The 20,139-nt window shown below is 70.9% G+C and carries 20 protein-coding genes; 7 read left to right on the top strand and 13 right to left on the bottom strand.

Going from position 1 to position 20,139, the window contains the following annotated elements:
* From ACFYYW_RS43275 to ACFYYW_RS43260, 4 genes are all read right to left on the bottom strand, one after another.
* Window positions 1-1,344: an MFS transporter gene (locus ACFYYW_RS43275; protein WP_387658859.1), complete on the bottom strand. Its 1,344-nt coding sequence runs from the start codon at window positions 1,342-1,344 to the stop codon at window positions 1-3.
* Window positions 1,341-2,207, bottom strand: coding sequence for a class D beta-lactamase (blaOXA, locus tag ACFYYW_RS43270; protein ID WP_387658856.1), 867 nt, complete (start codon window positions 2,205-2,207; stop codon window positions 1,341-1,343). Before blaOXA ends, ACFYYW_RS43275 begins: the two co-directional genes overlap by 4 nt.
* Window positions 2,208-2,419: 212 nt before the next feature.
* The gene (locus tag ACFYYW_RS43265; protein ID WP_387658853.1) at window positions 2,420-2,551 is read right to left on the bottom strand and encodes a hypothetical protein; all 132 of its coding nucleotides are present in this window, start codon (window positions 2,549-2,551) and stop codon (window positions 2,420-2,422) included.
* A 236-nt stretch (window positions 2,552-2,787) separates the two neighbouring features.
* On the bottom strand, window positions 2,788-3,411 hold the full coding sequence (locus tag ACFYYW_RS43260) for a TetR/AcrR family transcriptional regulator (RefSeq protein WP_387658851.1): 624 nt from the start codon (window positions 3,409-3,411) through the stop codon (window positions 2,788-2,790).
* A gap of 115 nt (window positions 3,412-3,526) precedes the next feature.
* Here ACFYYW_RS43260 and ACFYYW_RS43255 point away from each other — a divergent pair, with 115 nt between their 5' ends.
* The 3 genes from ACFYYW_RS43255 (at window position 3,527) to ACFYYW_RS43245 (ending at window position 6,605) form a co-directional block, all read left to right on the top strand.
* The gene (locus ACFYYW_RS43255) at window positions 3,527-3,856 is read left to right on the top strand and encodes a hypothetical protein (protein ID WP_387658848.1); all 330 of its coding nucleotides are present in this window, start codon (window positions 3,527-3,529) and stop codon (window positions 3,854-3,856) included.
* A gap of 13 nt (window positions 3,857-3,869) precedes the next feature.
* Window positions 3,870-4,985, top strand: coding sequence for a serine hydrolase domain-containing protein (locus tag ACFYYW_RS43250; protein ID WP_387658845.1), 1,116 nt, complete (start codon window positions 3,870-3,872; stop codon window positions 4,983-4,985).
* Window positions 4,986-5,339: 354 nt separating this feature from the next.
* Complete coding sequence (locus tag ACFYYW_RS43245) at window positions 5,340-6,605, top strand: pentapeptide repeat-containing protein (protein ID WP_387658843.1); 1,266 nt, start codon at window positions 5,340-5,342, stop codon at window positions 6,603-6,605.
* Between the two features lie 57 nt (window positions 6,606-6,662).
* Here the strand turns inward: ACFYYW_RS43245 and ACFYYW_RS43240 are convergent, their stop codons facing one another.
* The 7 genes from ACFYYW_RS43240 to ACFYYW_RS43210 all read right to left on the bottom strand — a co-directional run bounded on the left by ACFYYW_RS43240 (window position 6,663) and on the right by ACFYYW_RS43210 (window position 12,924).
* Window positions 6,663-7,736 carry a hypothetical protein gene (locus ACFYYW_RS43240; protein WP_387658841.1) on the bottom strand — a complete coding sequence of 358 codons (1,074 nt, stop codon included), beginning with the start codon at window positions 7,734-7,736 and terminating at the stop codon, window positions 6,663-6,665.
* A 268-nt stretch (window positions 7,737-8,004) separates the two neighbouring features.
* Window positions 8,005-8,142 (bottom strand): hypothetical protein, encoded by a 138-nt coding sequence (locus ACFYYW_RS43235; protein ID WP_387658838.1) that lies wholly within the window; start codon window positions 8,140-8,142, stop codon window positions 8,005-8,007.
* 190 nt (window positions 8,143-8,332) lie between these two features.
* Window positions 8,333-9,280, bottom strand: coding sequence for a prolyl aminopeptidase (pip, locus tag ACFYYW_RS43230; protein ID WP_387658835.1), 948 nt, complete (start codon window positions 9,278-9,280; stop codon window positions 8,333-8,335).
* A gap of 199 nt (window positions 9,281-9,479) precedes the next feature.
* Window positions 9,480-9,743, bottom strand: a complete 264-nt coding sequence (locus ACFYYW_RS43225) for a Tn3 family transposase (RefSeq protein WP_387658833.1) — start codon at window positions 9,741-9,743, stop codon at window positions 9,480-9,482.
* A 72-nt stretch (window positions 9,744-9,815) separates the two neighbouring features.
* Window positions 9,816-10,256: an SRPBCC family protein gene (locus ACFYYW_RS43220; RefSeq protein WP_387658830.1), complete on the bottom strand. Its 441-nt coding sequence runs from the start codon at window positions 10,254-10,256 to the stop codon at window positions 9,816-9,818.
* Window positions 10,253-11,590, bottom strand: coding sequence for a carotenoid oxygenase family protein (locus ACFYYW_RS43215; RefSeq protein ID WP_387658827.1), 1,338 nt, complete (start codon window positions 11,588-11,590; stop codon window positions 10,253-10,255). Before ACFYYW_RS43215 ends, ACFYYW_RS43220 begins: the two co-directional genes overlap by 4 nt.
* On the bottom strand, window positions 11,587-12,924 hold the full coding sequence (locus ACFYYW_RS43210) for an MFS transporter (RefSeq protein ID WP_387658824.1): 1,338 nt from the start codon (window positions 12,922-12,924) through the stop codon (window positions 11,587-11,589). The genes ACFYYW_RS43215 and ACFYYW_RS43210 overlap by 4 nt, the downstream gene beginning before the upstream one ends.
* 109 nt (window positions 12,925-13,033) lie before the next feature.
* On the opposite strand from ACFYYW_RS43210, the gene ACFYYW_RS43205 reads away from it, so the two are divergent.
* The gene (locus tag ACFYYW_RS43205; RefSeq protein ID WP_387658821.1) at window positions 13,034-15,700 is read left to right on the top strand and encodes an AAA family ATPase; all 2,667 of its coding nucleotides are present in this window, start codon (window positions 13,034-13,036) and stop codon (window positions 15,698-15,700) included.
* Here ACFYYW_RS43205 and ACFYYW_RS43200 read toward each other — a convergent pair.
* A complete protein-coding gene (locus tag ACFYYW_RS43200) occupies window positions 15,674-16,036 on the bottom strand; it encodes a DUF2255 family protein (RefSeq protein ID WP_364393809.1) in 363 nt (120 codons plus the stop codon). The genes ACFYYW_RS43205 and ACFYYW_RS43200 overlap by 27 nt on opposite strands.
* A gap of 116 nt (window positions 16,037-16,152) precedes the next feature.
* On the opposite strand from ACFYYW_RS43200, the gene ACFYYW_RS43195 reads away from it, so the two are divergent.
* Window positions 16,153-16,347 (top strand): hypothetical protein, encoded by a 195-nt coding sequence (locus ACFYYW_RS43195; protein WP_387658817.1) that lies wholly within the window; start codon window positions 16,153-16,155, stop codon window positions 16,345-16,347.
* Window positions 16,348-17,146: 799 nt separating this feature from the next.
* Here the strand turns inward: ACFYYW_RS43195 and ACFYYW_RS43190 are convergent.
* Window positions 17,147-18,241: a tyrosine-type recombinase/integrase gene (locus ACFYYW_RS43190; RefSeq protein ID WP_387658814.1), complete on the bottom strand. Its 1,095-nt coding sequence runs from the start codon at window positions 18,239-18,241 to the stop codon at window positions 17,147-17,149.
* A gap of 122 nt (window positions 18,242-18,363) precedes the next feature.
* Here ACFYYW_RS43190 and ACFYYW_RS43185 point away from each other — a divergent pair, with 122 nt between their 5' ends.
* Entirely contained in the window at window positions 18,364-19,719 is a 1,356-nt protein-coding gene (locus ACFYYW_RS43185; RefSeq protein WP_387658812.1) for a hypothetical protein, read from the top strand.
* A 132-nt stretch (window positions 19,720-19,851) separates the two neighbouring features.
* The gene (locus tag ACFYYW_RS43180) at window positions 19,852-20,130 is read left to right on the top strand and encodes a hypothetical protein (RefSeq protein WP_387658809.1); all 279 of its coding nucleotides are present in this window, start codon (window positions 19,852-19,854) and stop codon (window positions 20,128-20,130) included.
* Window positions 20,131-20,139 lie beyond the last annotated feature (9 nt).

Below are 20,139 nucleotides of genomic sequence, written 5' to 3'. Positions count from 1 at the left end.
CTACGTGGCCCCGGCCGCGCACCCGCTCCCGGAGCCGCCCGATGTGACGGAACTGGCCGAGCGCGGGCTGCTGGGCGGATACCGCCGGCAGATCGGCTGGGGACACGGGCGCACCCCGGGCGCCCGGCGGGCGATCGGGCCGCCGCTGCCCTCGACGTCGCAGGCGATCATCTCGTGACGGGGAGCACCGGTGTGCGCAGGCGAGGAACGGACGCAGGCCGCCACCACGCACGCGATCAACGCGAGGAGGGACAGCGCCGTGGTCGCGCCGCCTGGTCGCTGGTCGAACAACCATCCCACCGCGATGCCCCCGGCGAACGCGCACAGACCCGACAGGAACGTCTGTACGCCCAGATATGCCCCGAAACGTGTCGGCGGGGCGAGCCGGACGATCGTCTGGAACACCGCCGGCTGCAACAGTCCGTCGGCGAGTCCGTGCAGCACGGCCACCAGCACCAGGCCCGTCAACCCGGCGCCCGCGCCGGCCGCCAGCAGCAGATGACCGCCCGCGGCGAGCACCAGTCCCGCGCGCAGCACCTGCGGTCGGTCGGCGCGGCCGGGCACGGCGCACCACGGCTGGACCGCGGCCGACACCATGGCGAGCACGCAGGAGAACACGGTCACCGCCGCCGCGTCCGCGCCGCCGAACGGCACGACCACCGACGACTGGTCGGTCAGCAGCATGGCGGGCGCCGACACGGCCGCGAACCCGATGAAGACCCGGTCCCGCAGCACGGTTCGCACCCCGGAGACGACGCCGCGCGGCACCCGTACGCGCGGAACGTGCCGCAGGAGGGCGAACAGGAACGCCGCCGCGCCCCACAGCGCCGCCGCCGTCAGCGCCACCAGCCAGTAGCCGACGTTCAGCAGCGCCAGCCCGAGCATCGGGCCGAGCACCGCCGCGACCTGCAACGTCATCGCGTACGCCGCGTATCCGCGCGTCCTTCGCCGTTCGGCGAGCCCGGCCAGCAGTGACTGCGCCGCCGGGTGGAACAGCGCCCCGCCCGTGCCCAGCAGGACCACGGCGCCGATCAGCCAGGGCAGGCTGGACACGGTGCCCAGCAGGGCGAACCCGGCCGCGCGGAGCAGGCACGCCAGGATGCCCATCCGTACCGGGCCGAGTACGTCCACCAGCGCCCCGACAGGGAGGGAGAGCGTGTGCTGCACGAGATTGCGCAGCGCCAGCACCAGGCCGATCAGCCCGGCGGCCAGTCCGAGGTCGGCTCGCAGGTGCAGGACGACGTGCGCCATGGCCGCGAAGTAGCCCAGCGAGATGGCCGCCTGAACGGTGACGACCACGGTGACCGTGCGACGGTCACCGTGGTCTGCGGGAGTGAGGCTCACGCCGCGGGCAGGACGTTCAGCCGGTGCAGCAGTTGACGGGCGAGCGTGGCGCGCTTGGCGGCGTCGGCGTCGCCGGTGACGTCAATGTTCAGGGCGAAGGTGTAGACGCGTCCGCCGCGCTCGACCCAGCCGGTCCACCAGCCGGTGCCGGGGTTGGGGGCGTTCTGCCAGCCCGACTTGGCGTACAGGGCGTACCCGTTCTTCTTCTCCATCAGGATCAGGTCCTGGACGGCGCGCTGGTTCGCGCGGGAGGCGGGCAGGCGCAGGGCGGCCAGCCGTTCCATGAACCGGGTCTGCTCCACCGCCGAGATCTTCAGCGGGCCGTCCAGCCAGAACCGGTCGACCACGGTCCCGGTCTGCCGGTTGCCGTACCCCAGCCGGTGCAGCCATTGCCGTTCGCGCGCGAGGCCGATGCGGCGGGCGATCACCTGGAACGCCGCCGCGTTGGAGATGCGCACGGCCTCCCGCATGGTCATGTCCTTCTCCCACTCGGGGTAGGGCTGCGGCGTGCCGTCCCAGGGGATCACCTCGTCGGGGCTCTTGACCACGCCCGTCTCCAACGCGACGAGCGCGTGCGGGACCTTGAAACTGGAGGCGGGCACCATCGGCGTCTCGGCGCGCCGCCGGTCCACCACGGTCGTCCTCTTGGACGACACGTCCAGCAACGCGAACGTGCCCCGCACGCCGGCCGTGTCGAACACCGTGCGCAGGTCGTCGCGCACGGTCGTTCCCGGGCGTACCTCGGTGGCCGTGGCGGCGGGTGAGGCGGTGGCCGCGTACGAGGGAGTGCCGAGGAGGGTGAGTGAGGTGACCACGATGACACCCAGCCCCGAACGGAGGGCCTGGGGGATTGCCTTCTTCATGCGCAGAGGACATCACGGGACATCTGAACTGTCCAATATCGATATCGATGGACGACCGATATTCGAGTTCGTATCGCCGCTGGCAGAGGACTCGCCGACGGCGATGGGACCGGCGGGGGCGGGGTCGGATCAGGGACGTGCGCAGCGGGGCTGCTGGTTCAGGGCTTGATGTGCTCGTGCACGCCGAGGGCGTGCCGCAGGTGGCGTTCGTTTCAGATCAGGCAGCGGTCGAGAAGCTCGTCGCGACAGGACTGCATCCACCGCTCCATCATCAAGTTCACGCGCGGCATCCGGATGCCGGTGAGCACCGTCGCGATGGCGCCCTCGGTGAGAATCACGTCCACGAGGGCTGGGAACTTCCTGTCCCGATCGCGGAGCAGAAGGCGCGGCCGGCGTCACCGCGGTACTGCCCGGACCGGACGTCCTGATCAAGGGGACTTGATCGCCTCTCGCCGCCTACCCTTGGTGAAGTCCGACGGCCGGCATGCGGCTCGTACGGCCCGCCGTGACATTGGGTCAACCGACTCGAACGCCACCGTGGCCGTCAACGATCTGGCTCACCGTCCTCTGCACCCCGGCCTTAGGCGCGGTAGTAGCTCAGGAACATGTCCACGCCCGTCGTGATCAGTTCGTCGGTGAAATTCTCGTCCAGCGTGTCGCCGTAGGCGCTGTGCACGATGTGGGGGTAGAGCACCAGGGCGTAGAACTGCACCAGCGCCAGATCCATGTTGGGTATGCGCAGGTCGTTGCGCTGGTTCAGCGCCTGCGCGAGCGGTTCTGCGAAGCGGTTCGGCCCTCGCTCGCGCCAGGCGCGGCCCAGCTCGGGGAAGCGGCGTGACTCCGCGGTGATCAGGGCGCGGAGGGCGGAGATCTCACGGTTGACCAGGCCGCGCACCCATCCGCGTGCCGTCCGGACCAGAACCTCGCGGATGTCGTCGCCGCCCTGCAGATCTTCGCGCATGACGTGCAGGGTCTCCCCGAGCGCCTGCTCCAGGCTGTCGCGTACCACCTCGATGAACAGCTCTTCCTTGCTGCCGAAGTGGTTGTAGACGGTCACCTTGGATACGCCCGCCTCGGCGGCGATCTGGTCGATGCCGGCGCCGAACCCGCTGTCCAGGAACACCTCGCGGGCCGCGCGCAGGATGGCGGCCCGCTTGCGGGCCGCGCGCTCTCCGGACGGGATGTGCCTGGTGGTTGCGCTCACTCTCACACCCTAGCAGTCATCTGAACTGAACAGTTGAGTTCATATGAACTCTCCAGTACAGTTCAGATCGCCGCCATCGACGGCGGCCTCGCCTGCACGAAAAGGAAGATCATTGATGAGCGATATCAGGATTGTCGGCATCTCCGGCAGCTTGCGCGCCCGATCGCACACCCCCGCGCTGCTGCGCGCCGCCCAGAAGCACGCCCCTGGCGGCGTCTCGGTCGACGTCCACGGAGGGGTCTCCCCGGCCAACTTCGGCTCGGTGCGCGCCCAGCGCGCCCTCCGGCAGGTCTTCGTCCGGACCGACTCCGACGTGATCACCAAGCCCGAGGCGATCGACTTCCGTGCGTACGAACGCTTCGGCGAGGACGGCAACGTGGCCGACGACCCCACCATCGGCCTGCTCCAGGACCTGCTGGCCGCGCCGACCGCCAAGGCCGCGTGAAGGGGTGGACACCATGCAGGTACGAGGCACCGTCGCCGACGGCTTCGAGAAGGTCAGGGACGAGTTCGCCGCGGCCGTCGCCGCCGAACCTGGCCTGGGCGCCCAGCTCGCCGTGCGCCGGGCCGGCCGGCAGGTGGTGGACCTGTGGGCGGGACCGGGCGTGACCGGCCAATCCCTGTTCGCGCTGTACTCCTCCGGCAAGGGCGCGGCCTACCTCGTCGTCGCGCTGCTGGTCCAGGATGGGGTACTGGACCTGGACCGGGCCGTGGCCGCGCACTGGCCGGAGTTCGCCGCGGCCGGCAAGGGCGACCTCACCCTGCGCGACCTGCTCGCGCATCGTGGGGGGCTGATCGGCGTGGAGGGCGGGTTCAGCACGGCGGAGCTGGCCGATGACCGGCTGCTCGCCCAGCGGCTGGCCACGCAGAGGCCTTACTGGCGGCCTGGCAGCGGGTACGGCTACCACGCCTTCGTCATCGGTGCGCTCATCGGCGAGGTGGTGCGCCGGGTGACCGGCCGCTCGATCCAGGACATTTACGCCGAGCGGGTGCGTGCTCCCTACGGACTGGACTTCTACCTGGGGCTGCCCGAGGCGCTGGAGCCTCGTTACGTGCCGGCGCAGCCGGCCAGTGGCGGCGACCAGGGCGCCCCGGCGCCGGACAGCCTGGCCGGGATCGCCTTCAACCTCCACGCCACCCCGCCCACCGACCTGGTCGACTTCGGCAACACGCGGGCCGTGCGCGCGCTGGGGCCCGCCTCCTCCGGAAGCGTGGGCAACGCGCGCGGCCTGGCCACGCTGTATGCCGCGGCCATCTCCGAGACGAACGGGCGGCCGCCGTTGTTGTCCCCCTCGACCCTGGCCGAGTTCACCAAGCCCCACGCGACCGGCACCGACCTGGTCACCGGTGAGCCCGACCACTTCCTCCTGGGTTTCGAGGCCCAGGCGGTGCGCTACCCCCTGCTCGGCGCCGGTGCGTTCGGACACAGTGGCGCTGTGGGCGCGCAATCGTTCGCCGACCCGGAAAGCGGGATCTCCTACAGCTACACCCGCAATCGCTTCGCCATCGGAGGAGGGGGCGGCGCTCAGGAGAACCACCGGCTCATCGCCGCAGTGGTGCACGCGATCAGCTGAGGCCGGGTCGCCGGACGGCGGCCAGGGCGTACCGCTCAATGAGCGCGCCCACAGTCCGACGGGTTGGCACGTCGGTTGCGGCGGGCGGGCCGGGGGGCAGGAGCCGGGAGGTGGCGGTGGTCCAGGGCACGGACTCGAGTGCGCCGCCCTTGGAACGGATGCGGGCGCGCTGGAACTCGGTGTCGGCCGAAACTGGCTCTACGAGTGCCTGATGTCCCCCAGACGTGCCCCTCGACCAGCCGGCCCACCGTCGTTCCTCGAGGGTGATGTCCGCGCGCACGAGGATCCTTGCAGGGGTCACGATCGCGTCACTCGGCGTCCACTGAGCCCGGTTCCGGCCGCATCATCGGGCCCATGGCGAAGAAGTCCGTTTCGATCGTGATCCCCATGATCGGTGGTGCTGTGGTGGCATCGATCGTCTGGATGCTGGGCCCAGGGGCGCGCTGGATCCTCGAGAACATCGACGGGGTGACAGTCGGCGGGCCGACCGGACTGACCGGCAAGGATCTGGCGGCGGCGCTGGACGCGGTCCGAGGCAGGGTCTTGGCCGTGGCCACCGGGCTGGCTGCTCTGCTGGCGGTGTTCTACACCGCGCGCAACGCCGACACTGCCCGCCGTTCCTTCCAACTCGGCGAGCGCGGCCACGTGACCGACCGCTACAGCAAGGCCGTCGAGCAGCTCGGCAGCCCCCAGGCCCCGGTACGCCTGGGGGGACTGTACGCGCTGGAGCAGCTCGCCCAGGGCACGCCTGATCCCGAGTTCCGGCAGACGATCGTGGACGTGATCTGCGCCTACCTGCGCATGCCGTTCACTCCGCCCACAGAGGGAACCACTTCGGAGCCCGCTGGCCGTGACCCCCAAGAGGAGCGGCAGGTCCGCCTGGCCGCCCAGCGCATCCTTGCGAATCATCTGCGCCATCACTCTGCGACCGCACGTCCTTGGCGGCGGATTCGTCCCGCTGACCGCAACGCCCGTCACTGGCCAGACGTCCGCATCGACCTCTCCGGCGCAACACTCATTGACCTCGACTTCCGTAGCTGCCATATCAGCGAAGCCAGGTTCGCCGACAGCATCTTCATAGGTGACAGCACGTTTGCCGGGTCGATCTTCGTCGGCGATGCCATGTTCGACGGGACCGTTTTCCACGGAGCCGCCCGGTTCGGCGGAACGACCTTCGATGGCGCCGCCTGGTTCGAGCGAGCAACCTTCACCGGACCCGCCACCTTTGCGGGGGCCACCTTCAGCATCGCCGCTCAGTTCGAGGGAGCAACGTTCAACCGCGCTGCTCGGTTCACTGGGGCGGCCTTCGTCGGTGCCGCCTGGTTCGGTGGCGCGACTTTTGCCGGCGCCTGGTTCGCAGGAGCGACCTTCGACAGCGATGCCTGGTTCGGTGGGGCGACCTTCACTGACAGTGCCTTGTTCGAGAGGGCAGTGGGCCTGGAGACCGCAGCGTTGGGCGGCGTGCACCTAGCGCCGGTGGCCGAGGACGTGGTGAGGACATGGCCGACGGCCTGGAAGGAGGCGCCGGACGGCACGGGAGGGCGGACGCTTCGATTGGCGCACCCGCCCGCCGAAGGCGCCGATGACGATGGAGAGCCAGGCGAGTCCAGCGCCACATGAGGGCTCGGACGGCGCGGCCTTCGGCCAGGGCGCCGGGGGGCCGGTCCCGGGAGGTGGTCAGCTTTGCCGTAGGGCGGGCATCGGGAGGGGGATGGCGTACGCGGTGGCGCCGCCGCCCACTCCTCCCTCGCAGGAGTTCGGAGGTGCGGTGGTCACGCCCCTTGTGGAGGGGCGTTCGGCGGCCCAGAACATGTAGCCGAGCATGCCGGAAGTGAGTCCGGCCCCCTTCGGCGCGGCCGTCTGGACGAACGATCCCGTGGACTTCTGCAGCGAGGTGCTGAAGTTCGTGCATTCGGCGCGGACCTTGCTTCCTTCAGCGATGTAGAACGCGCCGGTGAACTTGGCCGGAGCCAGCGACGGGATCGGCGGAGAGTAGGTGGTCTTGCCGTCGATGTGCTCCTGCCAGTTGGCGATGGCGTCGGAGCTCCTGGGCTGCTGGGCGGGCACCATCGGGTTGGCGTAGTCCAGGACCGGGGTGTCGGTGCGCAGCCAGTCCGCGGTCGCCTTCCTGGTGATGTCGATGAGCCAGCGGTCACCGGCGGCGAGGTCGATGGTCAGCCGGGCGGCTGGGTTCGCACCGCTCGCGTCGTACGGCAGGGCGGAGCGGTAGGCGGCGACGAAAGCCTGCAGGCCGGCCAGGTCGGGCCTGCTGTTCTCCTCGTAGTCGATCTCTATGCCGACGCCGAGCCGCTGGGCGACCTCGGCCGCGTTGCGCCCGAACTGCGCCGCATTCTCCGCCAGGGCGGAGTTCCACGCGGTGGTGTACGTGATGCCGCCGATGGAGAGCATCACCCGGATTCCACGGCTGGTGAAGTAGTTCACGATGTCAGCGGTCATGCCACGCGGCACGCCGTCGAGGGTCTGCGTGTCGGTGGTCTTGTGCAGCAACTTGACCGGGTGGACGAAGCTGAGCACCACGAGGTTGACCGAGGGGCGGCCGTCTCCTCGGTCGATCAGCCAGTGGTTCTTTGCGTCGAAGTCTGCTGGGCTGCGGACGTTGCCCCAGATACAGGCGTCATCACCGCAGTGCCAGGCGCCGTAGACCTGCAGCGGGGTCGCAGCGGCCTGTGCGGGGACGGGCAGGAGAAGGAGGGGGAGGAGTAAGGAGACGAGCGCGGCCAGACGGCGCATGCCGATACCTCCGTTCACGAGGAACTGGAAAGGAGGTTAACTAATTCTGCACGGTGCTGTCCCTCCCCAGGAGGACACACCCGGCTCCCACAACGGCTCGCGTCCCCATGAGCGCTCAGCTAGTGGCCCATCACCGAATGTCGGACACGTAATCGACCTTCGGCGGTGAACCCTGAACTGGATCGAATCAGAGTCGCCCGCTGCGCTCCTACACGCTGAACGGCACCGACCACCGCAGGCATGACGAGCAGAACGCGGCGATCGGCGCCTACGTCCGCCGGCGCAACGCCCGGCCAGGGCGGATGGCAGTGCCGGAGGAGTTGCTGAACAGCACCTCATGGCGGCCAGCGGCGGGGACGTCGACGATGCCGATCACGTGCCGGTCGGACATACGTCGTAGGGGCATGAGGACTCCAGGCGGTCGAAGACCATGCGGCCTGAGCCGGGTGACCTACATGATCGTAGAGGCGACGCTGTCTGCGCTGCGGCGGTCACGGGCGCACGAGCCTGACGGCGAGGAAACACGGTCTTTGGTGCAGCCTGTCGTAGGCGGCCTCGTCGATCTTGCGCTTACTGACCAGTGAGCCAGGCCCGACTCAGCTCGCGAAGCCGTCCAAGGCAGCAGGAACGGCCTTGGCCATGGTGCTACTGCCGGTATGCCCCGAGTCATCCACCACGACGAGCCGGGCATCGGGCCAGGCCTGGGCCAATAGCCAGGCGTTCTCCAGCGGACAGCCCAGGTCGAAGCGGCCGTGGATGAGCACACCGGGGATGCCGGCCAACTTGTGCGCATCGCGCAGCAAGATGCCTTCCTCCAGCCAGGCTGCGTTGGAGAAGTAATGGGCGCAGATGCGGGTGAAGGCCAGCAGATCGGCCTCTGGCTGGTCGCTGTAGGCGTTCGGTTTACCGTTGACCTCCAGGGAGATCACCGCATCCTCCCAAGCCACCCAGTCGTGAGTGGCCTTGGCGCGTACGGAAGGGTCGGGGTCGGACATCAGCCGCGCGTACGCGGCCAGCAGATCACCGTCGCGTTCGCTCTCGGGGACGCCCTCGCGGAAGCGCTGCCACTGCTCGGGGAAGAAGCGACCCACACCACGGTAGAGCCAGTCGATCTCAGAGCGGCGGGTCATGGTCACGCCGCAGATGACCATCTCCGACACCCGCGCCGGGTGGGCTTCGGCGTAGGCAAGCATCAGCGTGGATCCCCACGACCCGCCATAAAGCAGCCACCGGTCGACACCGAGATGCTCACGCAACCGTTCCATGTCAGCGACCAGATGCTGGGTGGTGTTGGTGCTCAGATCAACAGCCGGGTCACTGGCATGCGGCAGACTCCGACCGCAGTTGCGTTGATCGAACAGAATGATGCGGTAACGCTCGGGGTCAAAGCCGCGGCGTTGATTTGGCGTGCAGCCCCCGCCAGGGCCGCCATGGACGACGAGCGCAGGCTTGCCCTCAGGGTTGCCGCAAACCTCCCAGTAGATGAGGTGACCGTCACCGGTGTCGAGGTGTCCGTGGTCATAGGGCTCGAGCGGGGGATACATCGCCCCACGATACAAGCGCCGGCGCCCGAGTCAGCAGCTCCACCCGCATGTCCTTGCACTGCTGACCGAGGCCTGCTCCACCGGCTGCTCCCATGGGGGCAGCCTGGGCAGGGCTCGGCCTCGCCCTGCTCTCAGCCGCGATGCCGTTCGTGGCCGGTGACACCGACCTCTCAACGGCGCTGAGTGGCTTCGGTCTGCGCTACAGGGAGGGGTCATCGGCTTCTTGAGCGCCGTCGTGGAAGGGACGCAAGCCTCCGGTCGCCTCGGCGCGGAAGAAGGCGTAGCGGCCCAGGAAGTCGATGTGGTCGTACTGGATCGGCGACAGCCGCGCACATCTCATCGGTGACCGGGAAGCCCTGCTCGCGCAGGTGCTGACGGCCGCATCCAGATGCAGGTTGTTCCACCACACGACCGCGTTCAACGCCAACCCCAGGCTGCCCATGCTGAACGGGAATTCCGGCACATGCGTTCACCGAACCACACAGGAAGCAGAACGCCGCGCCGTTCATGAACGGCGCGGCGTTGGAAACTGGATTCAGGCGTTCTCGGCCGTCTTCTTCAGGCGTTCCAGCCAGGCCGTCAGCGAGGCGTCGAGCGCGGCGGCCATGCCCTCTGCGTCGGCGCGGATGGGGTCTCCGTCCCAGGACTCCTCGGTGCGTACCAGAACCGTGCCGTCGACGTCGGTAAACGTCCACTGGTGGATGCCGTCGATGCCGTGCGCGGGGCCGCCCCACAGGATGCGGTACGGCTCCTCGACCGCGTACACGGTGGAGGCGATCTCCATCCCGAACGTGGTCCAGTGGAAGACCGAGCCGGGGGCCAGGGGGCCGTCGGCGGAGGCGGCGGTGATGTCGTCCTGCCAGGCGGTCCAGCCGGACACGTCGGTATGCAGGTCCCACACCCGCCGCAACGGCGCGTCGATCGTGATGGAGTGGCGGGCGACGACGGGGGCGGAGGTGTCGATTCCGGTGATCACTTGTTGTCCTCGATCCAGTGGCCGTGGATGCCGGCGGGCACCCTGCGGGGGAGTTCTACGGTGGCGATGGGGTCGCGCGCGATGTCGGTGGCGTCGAGCACGAGCAGCTGGGAGGCGTCGGCGTGCAGGTCGCTGACGATGGTGAGCAGGTAGCCGTCGTCCTCGCCGGTCGCGCCCTCGGCGGGGACGAACACGGCCTCGCCGGGCATACGGTGCTCGCCGTGGGACAGCAGCTGCCGGCGTCCGGTGGCGGTGTCGAACTTGATGGTGTGGTAGCCGGACAGGCCGGCGCCGGGGAAGGCGACGGCGTAGCTGTAGCGGTTGGTCGCGCCGGTGAGGTCGTCGTTGATGGAGGGGAACTCGGTGGCGAGGTTGTCCAGGGGCTCGTCGGTCGCCTTGCCGGTGGCAAGGTCGAGGATCCAGCGGTGGAGGGTCGAGCCCGCGTCGGGGCTGACTCCGTACCCGGGCGCGCCGATCCACCACTTCCAGGAGCTCTCCCACGACGAACGGTCGTAGCGCGGGCCTTCGACGACGACGCGTCCGTGCCGGTCGACGTAGGCGTTGGTGACGTGCAGCAGCGCGGCCTGCTCGACCTCGAACCAGGTCACCCGCGACGGGCCGGTGCGCGGCATGACCCCGATCCTGAACGGCACGTCGTCGTGCCACCGGTACGGGATGCCCGAGTGCTCGGAGTGGTCGAAGACCACCGGCGAGTTGAGGAACACGACGTGCTCGCGGGTGATGGCGAAGTCGTGCATGAGCGAGGGGCCGGAGCCGTCGATGACCTCCGAGCGGACGATCTCCCCGGAGGGGGAGGCGACGTGGTAGGTGAGGTAGGGCGGGAACGGGCTGTAGCTGTAGAAGTGCAGCTCGCCGGTGACCGGGTCCTCCTTCGGGTGGGCGGTCATCGCGCTGGTGAGCTTGCCGCCGAAGTCGTACACGCCGACGGTGTCGAGGTCGGCGGTGACCTCCCAGGGCAGGTTGGCCTCCTGGAGGGCGAGGTAGCGGCCGCCGTGGAAGATGATGTTGGTGGCGGCGGCGCTGACCTCCAGCTCGGTGCCGGTGAACGGCACGCCGTCCAGGAACGGGGTGCGTACCCAGCGGTTGCGGTACCACTCGGCGCGCCCCCCGGACAGCCGCACGCCGTGGATCATGCCCTCGCCCCTGAACCAGTGGCTGGGGGTGATGCCCGGCTTGGGGTTGTGGCCGTTGCGGAAGTAGCGGCCGTTCAGCTCGGGCGGCAGCATGCCGCGCACGGTCAGCTCGCGAGCGGTGATCTCATCGGTGACCGGGGTGAAGTGGCCGGTGAGGTACGGCTTGGACAGTTCAGTCATCGAAGGGCGTCCTTTCGGATCGTGACAAGGGTGATCAATACGGTCAGGAGGGCGATGAGGGCGGCGGCTGCGAACGTTCCGCGGTAGCCGCCGGTGAGTGAGACGGTGGTCAGGACGGCGAGCCCGATCGCGCCGCCGATCTGCCGGCTCGCGTTGACGAGGCCGCCGGCGAGACCGCTGTCGGCGGTCGGCACGCCCGCCGCCGACAGCGCGGTGAGCTGGACGAACGCCGCTCCCAGCCCTGCGCCGATCAGCACCGACGGGCCGAGCAGCGCGTTCACGAAGGTCCCGCCGGACGGGGATCGGGCGAGCCAGGCGAGCCCGGCGGCGAGCAGGAGCAGCCCGCCGGCCAGCACGACCCGGCCGGACAGCCGCCGGGTCAGCCGGGGAGTCGCCCAGGAGGCCAGCGTGATCGTCAGCGCGAGCGGGAGCTGGGTCAGCCCCGCCTCCATCGGCGTGTAGCCGAGCACGCGCTGCTGGTGGAGCGGCAGGAAGAAGAAGAGGCCGAGCCAGACCGCGCCGAGCAGCGCCATCAGCACGTTCGCCGCGCCGATCGGCCCGGCCCGCAGGATCCGTACGGGCAGCAGCGGATCGGCCGACCGGCGTTGCAGGCGGAGGAAGAGGCCGAGCAGCAGCACCCCGGCGGCCACGGCGGGCCAGACGCCGCCGGACACCCCGTACGTGAGAGCGGTCAGCCCCAGGGTGACGGCCAGCGCGCCCGGCAGGTCGAGCCGTCCGCCGCGCGGCCGGTCGGCGGGCAGCAGCCGCCAGGTGGCCACCAGCACCGCCACGGCCAGGGGGACCATGGCCCAGAACACCGAGCGCCAGCCGTAGGCGTCGCCGAGCAGGCCGCCGAGCAGCACGCCCGCTGCCCCGCCCACGCCGGAGACCGCGCCCCACACGCCGAGCGCGGCGCCGCTTCGTGGCCCGTCGTGGTACAGGGTCAGCACCATGGCCAGCGCGGTGGGCGCCAGCAGCGCCGCGCCGACGCCCTGGACGGCTCTGGCCACGATGAGCGTGACGACGTCGTTCGCGAGCGCCGCGCCGAGCGAGGAGGCGGCGAACAGGGCGGCGCCGGTCAGGAAGACGCGGCGCAGGCCGTACACGTCGCCGGAGCGGCCGCCGAGCAGCAGCAGCGACCCGAAGGCCAGGACGTAGGCGTTGACCACCCACGACAGCCCGGCGGGATCGAGCCCGAGCCCGGCGCGCAGCTCCGGCAGCGCGACGTTCACGATCGAGGTGCTCAGCACCACGAGGAACTGAGCCGTGGCGAGGGCCGCCAGCGGCGTCCAGCCCGTCGTGGCGGTGGCCGGGGAGACGGAAGCGCTGCTCATGGCCATGACACTCGCAGCGGCCGGGGAACGCTCGCGTCGGTGGTTCTCACCTATCCGGGACCGACCCGCCTACGTATGACCTACGTCATTACGCAAGGATTGCCAGCATATGGACGCATCGCTGGTCGGACGACGAGAAGAGATCGCACGCGTGGACGCGCTGCTCGACGCGGCCCGGAAGGGACAGGGCGGAGCCCTGGTCCTGCGCGGCGAGCCCGGCATCGGCAAGACGTCGCTGCTGCGGCACGCCGAGCGGGCGGCAGGCGACTTCCTGGTCGTGCGGGCCTTCGGCGCGGAGTTCGAGATGGAGTTGCCGTTCGCCGTCCTGCACCAGCTGTGCGCGCCGCTCCTGGGCGACGTGGCGGCGCTGCCCGGCCCCCACCGCAAGGCGCTGGAGATCGCCTTCGGCCTGGACACCGGCACCCCCGATCCCTTCCTGGTCGGCGTCGCGACCCTGGGCCTGCTGGCCGAGGCGTCCCCGGAACGTCCGCTGCTGTGCCTGGTCGACGACGCGCAGTGGCTCGACCACGCCTCGGCGAGGGCGCTCGCCTTCCTGGCGCGCAGGGTCGCGGGCGAGCGGGTGGCGCTGCTGCTGTCGGTACGGGAGCCGTACCGGCTGCCCGAGTTCGGCGAGCTGCCGGCCCTGGAGCTGAAGGGCCTGTCCGAGCTCGACGCCCGCGCGCTGCTGGCCGCCGCGATCCGCGCGCCGCTGGACGAGCGTGTACGCGACCGCATCCTCGCCGAGGCGCGCGGCAACCCGCTGGCGTTGCTGGAGCTGCCGAGAAGCGCCGGCCTGGCCGGGATGGCGGGCGGTTTCGCCCTGCCCCCGTCCGTGCCCGGCGTGATCGAGCAGAGCTTCCGCGCCCGGCTGGAGCTGCTGTCGCCGCAGGCCCGGCTGCTGCTCACCGTCGCCGCGGCCGACCCGGTCGGCGACCCGGGATTGTTGTGGCGGGCGGCCGAGCGGCTCGGCATCGAGGCTTCGGCCGGCACGGAGGCCGCGGCGCTGGTCGAGTTCGGCACCAGGATCCGCTTCAGCCACCCCCTCGCCAGGTCGGCGGCCTACCGGGCCGCCTCGGCGGAGGACCGGCGGCGGGCGCACGAGGCGCTGGCCGCGGTGACCGACCCGGCCGCGGACCCCGACCGGCTGGCCTGGCACCGCGCCGAGGCCACCACGGGCCCCGACGAGCAGGTCGCGGCCGAGCTGGCACGATCCGCCGCCCGCGCCCAGGCCAGGGGCGGCCTGGCCGCCACCGCCGCCTTCCTGGAACGGTCCGCCGCGCTCACCCTCACCCCCGACCTGCGGACCGAGCGCGTGCTCGCCGCCGCCCAGGCCAAGCTCTCGGTCGGCGCGTACGACGTGGCCGCCGAACTCCTCACGGCCGCCGAGACCGCCCCGCTCGACCAGCGGCAACGGGCCAGGATCGACCTCCTGCGCGGGAAGCTCTCCTTCGCCCGGCGCCGGGGCGGCGAGGGGCCCACGACGTACCTGCTGAGCGCGGCCGCCCGCCTGGCCGGGCTCGACCCCGCCTGGTCGCGGGCCTGCTACCTGGACGCGATGGAGACCGGCATCCTGATCGGCGGCCTCGGCCCGGTCGTGGCGGCCGCCCGGAAGGCCCCGCCCGCGCCCGAGCCGCCCACCAGCGCCGACGCCGTCCTGGACGGCCTGGTCACCCTGGTCACCGACGGGCACCTGGCCGCGGCGCCCGTCCTCGGGCCGGCCGTCGGGAACCCCGGTGACGAAGTGTGGGCCCGCTGGCCGTCGATGGGCTTCATGCTGGCCGTGGAGCTGTGGGACCACGACGCCCTGAACGGCATCCCCGCCCGCGTCGTCGCGGCGGGCCGCGAGTCCGGCTCGTTCCACCTGCTGCCGATCGGGCTCGCGATGGCGGCCACGGCCGCTGTCCATGCGGGCGACTTCGGCGCCGCGACGGAGATGATCTCTGAGGAGGAGGCCATCGCCGCGGCCACCGGCGCCGCGCCCCTGGTCTACCCGCGCATCCATCTGGCCGCCATGCGCGGCCGCCGGGAGGAGGCGGCCGAGCTGTTCGACAGCGTGCTCGCGGCGAGCCAGCGGATGAGCCTCAGCGTCCAGTGGGCGACGAGCGTGCTCAACAACGGCCTGGCCGACTACCGGGCGGCGCTGGAGGCCGCCCGGCAGGCCGTGGCGCACGGCGACCTCGGGCTGTCCGGGCTGGCGCTGCCCGAGCTGGTCGAGGCGGCCGTACGCTGCGGCGAGACCGACCTCGCCGCCTCGGCGCTGCGTACGCTCTCCGAACGTGCGCGAGCCGGTCGGCAGGCGTGGGGCCTCGGCGTCGAGGCGTACTCCCGCGCCCTGGTCACCGAGGACGAGGACGCCTACCGCGAGGCCGTCGACCACCTCGACGCCACCCCGATGGCGATCTACCGCGCCCGCGCGCACCTGCTGTACGGGGAGTCGCTGCGCCGCCAGGGACGGCGGCGCGAGGCCCGCGAGCGGCTGCGCACGGCCCACGAGCTGCTGTCCGACCTCGGCGCGCAGGCGTTCGCCGACCGCGCGGCGGCCGAGCTGCGCGCCACCGGCGAGCACGCGAGAAGCCGCTCGTCGCAGGCGTCGGACCAGCTCACGCTGCAGGAGCTGCACATCGCCCGGCTGGTCGCCGACGGCGCGAGCTCCAAGGAGGTGGCGGCCAAGCTGTTCCTCAGCCCGCGCACGGTGGACGCGCACCTGCGCAACATCTTCCGCAAGCTCGGCCTCACCTCCCGCAGGCAGCTAAGAGACCTCCCCGGCATCCGCTAGCCGCATGGTGGTGCACCTGGCCTCCGGCCCCGTGATCGTCAGCACGGGGCCGGGCCAGCTCAGGCCGTACTTGGCGCGGTAGGCGCGGGAGACTCGCTCGACCAGCGCGGGCTCGTCCACGGGCGCGAGCCGTACGGGGACGGTCGTCCCGTCCAGCTCGATCTCCGTCGCCGCACCCGCCAGCACCCTGCGGTACCACCCGCTCCGGTGACCGAACGCGGAACGAACGAAGGCGACACCGTCCATCACCACCACCCAGATCGGCCGGGCCGACCACCTTCCGTCCGCATGCCGCACGCGCATCACGATCTCCTCTGCCTCGGCGAGTCCGTCCATGGGCTCACAGTGCCGCCGGGCCGGCCGCGACCGCGTCGGCGATGACTGCCTACCTCTCCCGCGTAGGCAGGTTTCACCGACGCGAGCGGCAGGCGGTCGCGGGCACAGTGGGCGGCATGACAACGACTGACGACATCTCGTCCACGGTTCGCGGCGAGCACAAGCCCGGGAAGAAGAACAAGGCCAGGCGGCGGGCGGCGAAGGGGCTGGCGTGGTTCGCGCTGCTCCTCACGGCCGGGCTCGTCCTGGCCGAGCCATGGCTGCTGCTCCCCGCCGCCGCGCTGCTCGCCGCGATCGCCCTGTGGGACTGACGCGCGATGGCCCAGCCCTCTTCCTCACCGACATGCTGCCGGCCCTCGCGGTCATGGCCGCCGCGGCCGCGCTCGTAGCCCGGCGGTCCCGCCCGATCCCGTACGCCGCCGCGGCCCTTGTCCTGGCCAGGCTCGCCGTGACGAGCCTGCTGCTCACCGGCGGGCTGCCGCTGAGCGGGACCCGGTTCGTCGTCCAGGCGCCGGACCGAAAGCCAGGAACGGCTCCATCTTCGGACGACCGAGGCGGAGCACCAGAGCGTGGCTTGGGCGGCCTAACGACGCGAACAGGAGCGTCGCCAACAGGAGCAGGCACACCGAGCTTCCGGACCGCGTCGCGGCGCTGTCGCCAGCCGAGCAGACCTCACGAGCGCTGGCCGCGTCCCTCGAAGCCGACCGCGGGCATCGGACGCAGGTCCGTGACGGATGGGCGGGCCTGCTCGGTGATGGGTACCGCGCGTAGCACCATCCGGGCGGTCTCCCGGATGTGGTTGGTGCGGAACTGTGCAGGTATGAGAGCCGCTGGCTCACCCCCGGCGGCAGAAACGTGCCGTACGCGGATTGTCGGTACGGTCGGCCATACTCCGCCCAGCCAGGATGATCACCAACAGGGCGAAGGCGTTGACATGGCACAGCTGCTGCGCAGGCTCGACGAGTGCGAAGACTCTGCCTCTCGCGCTCGTGTGCTCACAGGAGAAGCCGCGGGGCAGCGCTGAAGGCATGGACATGCTAGATCTCCGGGGTAGTTGTCCGTGTTTGTGTGTCTTCCATGTCCACGGATGAGAAGGCTGATCCTGGTCCTTCACGTCGTGGCGTCAGGGCGCGGCTCCGCAGGTGCGGTGGACAGCAGGGGGGTGACGGTGGGGACGCGGAGGCGTTCGACGGCGTCGCGGGCCTCTTCGTCGGGGCGCACGTCGTAGCGGAGGGTGGTGCTGGGGCTGGCGTGGCCGGCCAGGCGGGCGGTCATGATCGCGTCGGCCTGTGGCAGGAGGTTGGAGATGAAGGTGCGGCGCAGGTCGTGCGGCCGTACCGGCGTGGTGGCGGCCTGCTCGGTGCGTTTGGCGAGGATGTCGCGTACCGCTTGGGGGTTCATCTGCCAGGGGCGGCCGTCGGGGGTGCGGCGTACCGCGCCGCCGCGGGTGAGACGGGGGAACAGCGGGCCGCGGTGGGTGCCGCGGGAGGCGAGCCAGGCCTCCAGGCGGCGGGCGGCGAAGGAGTTGACGGGGATACGGCGCTGTTTGTCGCCCTTGCCGATGACGGTGAGCATGCGGCGGGACCGGTCGTAGTCGGCGTACTGGAGGGAGACCAGTTCGGCGCGGCGCAGGCCGCAGGCGTCCAGGACGGCGATGATGGCCGCGTCACGGAGCCCCGCGCTGGTGATGGCGCCGGCGGGGGAGCGGTCGGCGTCGCAGGCGGCGATGAGGGCGCCGATGACGGTGTCGGGCACGTGCTGGCCGGCCGGCTCCCGGTGGCCGGTGAACGGGGCCAGGGCGACGGCACGCTGATGGTCGTCGGTGCTGAGCAGGCCCAGTTTCCAGGCTTCCTTGAGCACGCCGCGTAGGGCGGCCAAGTGCTTGTTGCGGTAGGCGGGTGACCAGTCCATCTGGTCGATCTGCTCGCGGATCCAGGCGGTGTGCTCGTAGCGCAGGTGGTGCCAAGGCTGACCTTGGCCGGTCACCGCGGGGTTGTCGAGGTGGTCGCCGGTGAGCATACGTGCTATGTGGTCCAGGCAGATCCGCATCACGCGCCGGGAGTCGGCACTGCCCAGGCGTCCCAGGTAGAGCAGGTACGGGTCGCGTGCAGGAGCGACCGGCGCCAGTCCTGCGGCAGGGGCGGGGAACGCGGCGGTGGGGAGCAGTCGGGCAATCGGCCCGGAGGTCGTGTCGGACTCGGTCACGCTCCCTACCCTAGCAGAGATGATCTTTGAGAACTGCACTTCTCGGTGATCATAAGTGAATCGCAGGTGCGAAATGCTAAATGGGGGCTCGATAGAGCATGTGCTGATGCTAATTTGATGGCGTGACGGAGATCAGCGTAGATCCGGGCGAGCCGCCCACCCGCGGTCAGGACCCCTCCCACCCGGCGGCGCCGGCCCAGGAGCCAGCGCCTCAGGGGCTGGGCGTGGATGAGCGTGTGCGAGGCGGGCGTGGCCACACTCGCGACTGCCTGGCGCTCGCCACCGACGATGTGCTGCGACAGTGTGCCCGGCCGGGCTGCGGGCGGGCCAAGCCTGAGCGGGAGCCCGGCAAGGGTGGTCGCCCCAGCAAGTACTGCTGCAAGCTGTGCGGCAACGAGGCCAGCCGCGCCGCCGACAGCGCCCCTGCCGCGCTGGCCACGCACACGGCGGTCAGCCTCTTCGCGTCTGAGGCCGGTCAGATCCGCCTCGCTCTGCACCAGCGCGACGCCCAGCTGGCCGCCGAGCTGGAGGACCTGCGTCGGCTGGACGAGCGCCTGGAGCAGGTGGGGGAGGCCATCGCCACCCAGCTGGCCCAGGCCGAGACGCGCGTGCAGCAGGCCGAAGCCGACGCCGAGCAGGCCCGCACCTCGATGCGCGCCGCTCAGGCCGACCGCCAGACGGCCGAACAGGAACGCGACGCCGCCCTGCACGCGCAGCAGGAAGCCCTCGACGCTCAGCGCGCGGCCGAGGAGCATCGCGACCGCATCCACAGCGAAGCCCGCGCCAACGCCGAGCGCCTGGGCATGCAGATCGGTCAGCTCACCACCCAGCTGCACGACGAGCAGAGCCTGACCTCGCGCCAAGCCGAGCAACTGCGCGCCCTGGAGGCGGATCTGTCCCGCGTCACCGCCCTGGCCGAACAACGCGGCGCCGCCCTGGCCGAGCGCGACGGTCAACTGCACCAGGCCCGTGCCGACCTGCACCGCCTGAACGAACAGCTGGAACAGGCCGGCGAACACCTGGCCACCGCCCGGCAACAGTTCGATCAGGCCACGACGGCCGCCGAGCAGGCCCGCGCCGAAACCCGCGCCGTACGGGAGGATCTGGACAGCCGGCAGCGCCGCTTCGAGGACGAACGCGAACGGCTACAGGCTCAACGTGACCAGGCGCGGCTGGAGCAGGCCACCGCCGAAACCCGACTGGAGATGGCCGAACGCGAACTGCAGACGCTGCGCCACCAGCTCGCCGCCGCCCAGGCGGCCACGGGCATGGTGGTGCCGTCGCTGACCGATGTCGACGGCCGGCCCGGCGTCTGGTTGCCCGGGGGCGCCTTCGACGCCGTAACCCTGCAGGAAGGCGTGGTAACGCTGCACCGCGGCGACGGGACCATCGCACTCGGTGAGGCCGCTCAGTCGCCGGCGCAGGCGCGCGCCCTGAGCGCCGCTCTGCAGGCCGTTACCGCTCCGCCCCCTGGCTAAGGGCGTGACCCCGGCAACACACGATCACCAAGGCGCAGCTTCAATAGGGCCTGCCAGTAGGAGTGGAACGGCGAACCGGGTTTAGTGTCACATCCGTTGACACTGCAGGTCTGACCAGGCCAGTCTTGCCCGATGGCAGATTCTGAGGGTGTAGCGTTCCTGCGTGCTGATGTTGATCGTTTTTGCCGGGAGATCGCCGACCTGGCGCCTGCGGTGCGGCTGCGCCGGTTGGCGGAGCTGCGCGCGATGCTGGAAGAGGTGACCGGTGCGGCGCTGATGGTGGCGATGGCGGACGCGCGGGGTGAGGGGTGGGGCCTGCGCAAGATCGGTACGAGCGCCGGGGTCTCGCATGAGCAGGTACGCCGGATGCTCGCCGGGAGCCGTCCGGCCGGGGAGCATCCGGCGCGCTGAGCGCGAGGG

It is taken from the genome of Nonomuraea sp. NPDC001831 (assembly GCF_042892035.1).
Classification (GTDB): Bacteria; Actinomycetota; Actinomycetes; order Streptosporangiales; family Streptosporangiaceae; genus Nonomuraea.
This window is presented reverse-complemented; position numbering and strand designations above follow the sequence as displayed.